The 4,166-nt window shown below is 70.4% G+C and carries 5 protein-coding genes; 3 read left to right on the forward strand and 2 right to left on the reverse strand.

The window, feature by feature from the left end; all coding sequences use genetic code 11:
• Positions 1–273: 273 nt before the first annotated feature.
• Positions 274–486 carry a helix-turn-helix domain-containing protein gene (locus tag P2P98_RS16720; RefSeq protein ID WP_275801388.1) on the forward strand — a complete coding sequence of 71 codons (213 nt, stop codon included), beginning with the start codon at positions 274–276 and terminating at the stop codon, positions 484–486.
• On the forward strand, positions 476–1,783 hold the full coding sequence (locus P2P98_RS16725) for a HipA domain-containing protein (protein WP_275801389.1): 1,308 nt from the start codon (positions 476–478) through the stop codon (positions 1,781–1,783). Before P2P98_RS16720 ends, P2P98_RS16725 begins: the two co-directional genes overlap by 11 nt.
• Before the next feature lies 1 nt (position 1,784).
• On the opposite strand, the gene P2P98_RS16730 is transcribed toward P2P98_RS16725, so the two are convergent.
• Positions 1,785–1,994, reverse strand: coding sequence for a multidrug transporter (locus tag P2P98_RS16730; RefSeq protein WP_275801390.1), 210 nt, complete (start codon positions 1,992–1,994; stop codon positions 1,785–1,787).
• Positions 1,995–1,999: 5 nt separating this feature from the next.
• On the reverse strand, positions 2,000–2,812 hold the full coding sequence (locus P2P98_RS16735) for an SDR family oxidoreductase (protein WP_275801391.1): 813 nt from the start codon (positions 2,810–2,812) through the stop codon (positions 2,000–2,002).
• A 291-nt stretch (positions 2,813–3,103) separates the two neighbouring features.
• On the opposite strand from P2P98_RS16735, the gene menC reads away from it, so the two are divergent.
• A partial coding sequence (gene menC / locus P2P98_RS16740; RefSeq protein WP_275801392.1) for an o-succinylbenzoate synthase occupies positions 3,104–4,166 on the forward strand: 1,063 nt, incomplete at its 3' end.

Raw genomic sequence — 4,166 nt, forward strand, 5'->3', positions numbered from 1 at the left:
TCCCCGACGACATCGAGACCCTGCGCCGCACCGACCCGACGGCGGCCGCCGCGTGGCGCGTCCGTGTGCGAGACGAGCTGCGGCGGCAGCTGGCATCCGGTCTCCGGATCGGCGGAGTGGACGGGCGCGGGTACCTGCTTGTCTCGCGCTGAGCTGCTCGTGTGTGGGATCTTTCCCACACACGCTGTTGTGGCTTTTATCCCACAATTTCTGTTGCGGGTTTTATCCCACTCGACGTAGAGTGGGGTAAAACCCACATGGCAGGGGGTCATCATGCGCGTCGCGCGTTCCGCCGATCTCGGTGCACTCGTCGCAGAGCGCCGCGCGCAACAGGGGCTGTCGCAGGAGCAGCTCGCAAAGAACGCGGGCGTGACGCGCGACTGGCTCGTGCGCTTCGAGAGGGGGAAGCCCTCCGTCACCCTGCACCGGGTGTTCTGGGTGCTCGATGCGCTCGGCCTGGCCCTCGAGGTGCACGATGACGAGTGAGCTGCACGCCTATCTCGACGGGGTGCGTGTGGGTGCCTTCACTCAATCCCGCGCGGGGGCGCTCGGCTTCGAGTACGACGACGACTACCGACGCTCGCGAGGGGCGACGCCGATGTCGCTGTCGATGCCTCTCGCCCGGCAGATGCACAAGAACGCCCCCGCCCGTGCATACCTGAGAGGCCTGCTGCCGGACAGCGCCGGCCGACTCAGGGAACTCGCGAGCGAGTACCACGTGTCCGAGAACAACCCGTTCGCGCTCCTGTCTCACATCGGTCGTGACGCGGCCGGCGCGGTGCAGCTCCTCCCGCAGGGCGAAGACAGCGATGACGCCGCCACGCGCACCGGTCGACTGCAGGTGCACTCCGACGAGGACTTCGCCGGCCTCATCCGAGACCTCATCGCCAACGCCGCCACGTGGGGCGTTCGGCGAGCGGGGCGATGGTCGCTCCCCGGCGCACAGCCGAAGACAGCGCTGTTCCGCACGGCGGAAGGGCAGTGGGCCACCCCTTTGGACTCGACCCCGACGACGCACATCATCAAGCCCGCTGTCCCCCCGTACTCCGAGCACCACATCGTGGAGTACATGACGATGGCGGCGGCGCGTCACCTGGGTCTCGTCGTCGCCGAGAGCGAGATGGCCACCACCACCGCGGGCGACAACGTCTTCATCTCCCGCCGATACGACCGTGCCTTCACCGGCGAACGCTGGGCGCGATTGCACCAAGAAGATCTGTGTCAGGCGCTGGCCGTCGAGCCCGATAAGAAGTACCAGAGCGACGGCGGCCCCGGCGTCGGCAAGATCGCGGATCTATTCCGCGGCCTCCCCAGCGGAAGCGACCGTCAAGACAACAGTCGAAGGTTCTTCGACGCTCTTGCCTTCAACCTTGCGGCCGTCGGCACCGACGCGCATGCGAAGAACTACTCGCTCCTGCTGGATGGCTCGCGCGCGACCCTCGCCCCCCTCTATGACCTCGGCACGCACGCGCCCTATCCGACGCCCGAGGGTCAGCCGATAAAACTGGCGATGTCGCTGGACGGTGAGTACGTGGTCGACCGCGTCGGCGAGAATGCCCTCCAACTGGCCGGGCGTCGGCTGGGGCTCGACCCCGATGAGGCGCTCCTGCGGGCGCGCGAGATCCTGCGTGGCATCGTGTGGGCATTCGACCAGGCCGCCGTCGACGCGATCCGCGTCCTGGGCGACGTTCCGACCATCGCTCGAGTCCGGGATGCCATCGCGGACAACGCGCGGTCGCGCGGATGGGTGGAGCCGACCACCGACATCCCGCTCAGCGACTGAGTCAGGAGTCCGAGACCGGCTCGTCCTTCTCGGCGGCCGGGTCGCCCTGGCCCGGACCCGGGCGGACGGCGGCGTCGTCGCGCACGTCGATGCGGGTGACGCCGTCGTGCTCGGTGACGTCGAAGCGCGGGGCCGCGTCTTCTTCGGTGGCCTTCGGGGCGCTCGTCAGCTGGTCGTGACGGTTCTCTTCGAAGCTCTTGTCGTCGCTCATCGCTCTCACTTCTCTCCGGCCGAACGCCAGGCGTCCGAATCCATGTGCGAGCCCGCCTGCGGGCCCATCTGCAGCATCCCGCCGTCGACGACCCAGCTCGCGCCCGTGACGTACGAGCCCGAGGGAGACGCCAGGAAGCGGATCACGTCGGCGATCTCCTCGGGCCTGCCCGGGCGTCCGAGCGGGATACCGGGACGGTGAGTGCGCTCGGCATCCTCCGCCGACATGTCGTTGATGGGGGTCGCGATCTCGCCCGGCGCGACGGCGTTGGCGGTGATGCCGTACTGCCCGAGTTCGAGCGCCATCGTCTTGATGAGGCCGCCGACACCGTGCTTCGCCGCGACGTAGGGGGCCGAGCCGACGCGCGGCTGGTGCTCGTGCACGCTCGACACGACGATGAGCCGGCCGCCCGTGCGCGCCTCCACCATGCGGCGTGCGGCCGTGTGCAGGGCGAGGAACGCGCCGTCGAGGTTGAGCGAGATGTCGGTGCGCCACGTGTCGAAGTCGAGGTCGAGGAACGAGCCCCCGATGCCGCCGCCGGCGTTGTTGACGAAGACGTCGAGGCCGCCGAGCTCGTCGGCCATGGCGTTCACGGCATCCGGGACCGAATCGAAATCGGTCGCATCGAACTGGGCGACGATCGCGCGCGATCCGCGCGCGCGCACGGCGGCGGCGGTCTCTTCCGCGCCGTCCTTGTCGGAGTGGTAGGTGACGGCGACGTCGATCCCGGCGTCGGCGAGGGCGAGGGCGGTGGCCGCGCCGATGCCCGAGTCGGAGCCGGTGACGATCGCGTGGCGGGGGGTGAAGTCGTCGCTCATGCGCCCGACCGTACGCGCGCGGGGCCGCGCGGTCGTCGGCCTTGCCAGGCGCGGGCGCGGGCGTTACGGTCGCGTCTCCCGGCGGGGCCACCCCGGCGTATCCACTCGCGTCGCGGCCCGCTTTCCGGCACGGGCGCGAGCGAAACTCCTGAACAATCGGCGCAGGCAGGTCGTACGTCCCCCGACAGGCGGCCCGAGCGCCGATCTCTCAGGAGTTTCGCTCGCCGCGCCCGCGCCCGCGCCCGCGCCCGCGCCAACGGCTCGCCGCGCCCGCGCGGTTAGCCTGCCGTCATGCCCCTCACCCGCCCCGCCTCGCCCGTGACCCTGGATGCCGTGGAGCTCCGCGTCCTGCACCTGCCCCTCGTATCGCCGTTCACGACGTCGTTCGGCACCGAGACCGTGCGCGAGGTGATCGTCGTCGCGGCGGAGACGTCGGACGGCGTGGGGTGGGGCGAGGTCGTGACGATGGCCGAGCCGCTGTACTCGAGCGAGTACACGGCCAGCGCGTGGGATGTGCTGAGCCGCTATCTCGCGCCGGCTCTGCTCGAGCGCCGGACGCTCGCGCCCGAGGAGGTCCCCGGCATCCTGCAGCCTTTCGTCGGGCATCGCATGGCCAAGGCGGGTCTCGAGCTCGCGGTGATCGACGCCGCGCTGCGTGCCGAGGGGCGGAGCCTCGGCCACTACCTCGGCGCCGAGAAGACCCGCGTGCCTTCGGGCGTCTCGGTCGGCATCCAGAGCGACCCGGCGGTGCTGGTCGACGTCGTGGGCGGCTACCTCGACGAGGGGTACGTCCGCATCAAGATCAAGATCAAGCCGGGGCGCGACATCGCCGACACCGCCGCCGTCCGCGGGACCTACGCCGACATCCCGCTGCAGGTCGACGCGAACTCGGCGTACACGCTTCAGGATGCCGACACCCTCGCCGAGCTCGACCGCTTCGACCTCTTGCTCATCGAGCAGCCGCTGCAGGAAGACGACCTGGTCGACCACGCGCAGCTCGCGAAGAAGCTGCGGACGCCCGTGTGCCTCGACGAGTCGATCGTCTCGGCGAAGGCGGCCGCCGACGCCCTGACGCTCGGCTCTGCGGCGATCATCAACATCAAGGCGGGTCGCGTGGGCGGCTACCTCGAAGCCGTCGCGGTGCACGACCTGTGCCGGGCCGCCGGGATCCCCGTGTGGTGCGGCGGCATGCTCGAGACCGGCATCGGCCGCGCGGCCAACGCCGCGCTCGCCGCCCTGCCGGGCTTCACGCTGCCGGGTGACATCTCGGCATCCGCCCGCTTCTACACGCGCGACATCGTCACCGAACCCGCCGTGATCGAGGACGGGCACGTGCGCGTGCCCACCGGACCCG

The organism is Microbacterium sp. Kw_RZR3, assembly GCF_029222405.1.
In the GTDB taxonomy this organism is placed as follows: Bacteria; Actinomycetota; Actinomycetes; order Actinomycetales; family Microbacteriaceae; genus Microbacterium.

Bases quoted from the DNA above. Each gene is read 5' to 3' on its own strand.
- P2P98_RS16725 (WP_275801389.1), top strand. From the start codon at position 476: ATGACGAGTGAGCTGCACGCCTATCTCGACGGGGTGCGTGTGGGTGCC.
- P2P98_RS16735 (WP_275801391.1), bottom strand. From the start codon at position 2,812: ATGAGCGACGACTTCACCCCCCGCCACGCGATCGTCACCGGCTCCGAC.
- P2P98_RS16730 (WP_275801390.1), bottom strand. From the start codon at position 1,994: ATGAGCGACGACAAGAGCTTCGAAGAGAACCGTCACGACCAGCTGACG.
- P2P98_RS16720 (WP_275801388.1), top strand. From the start codon at position 274: ATGCGCGTCGCGCGTTCCGCCGATCTCGGTGCACTCGTCGCAGAGCGC.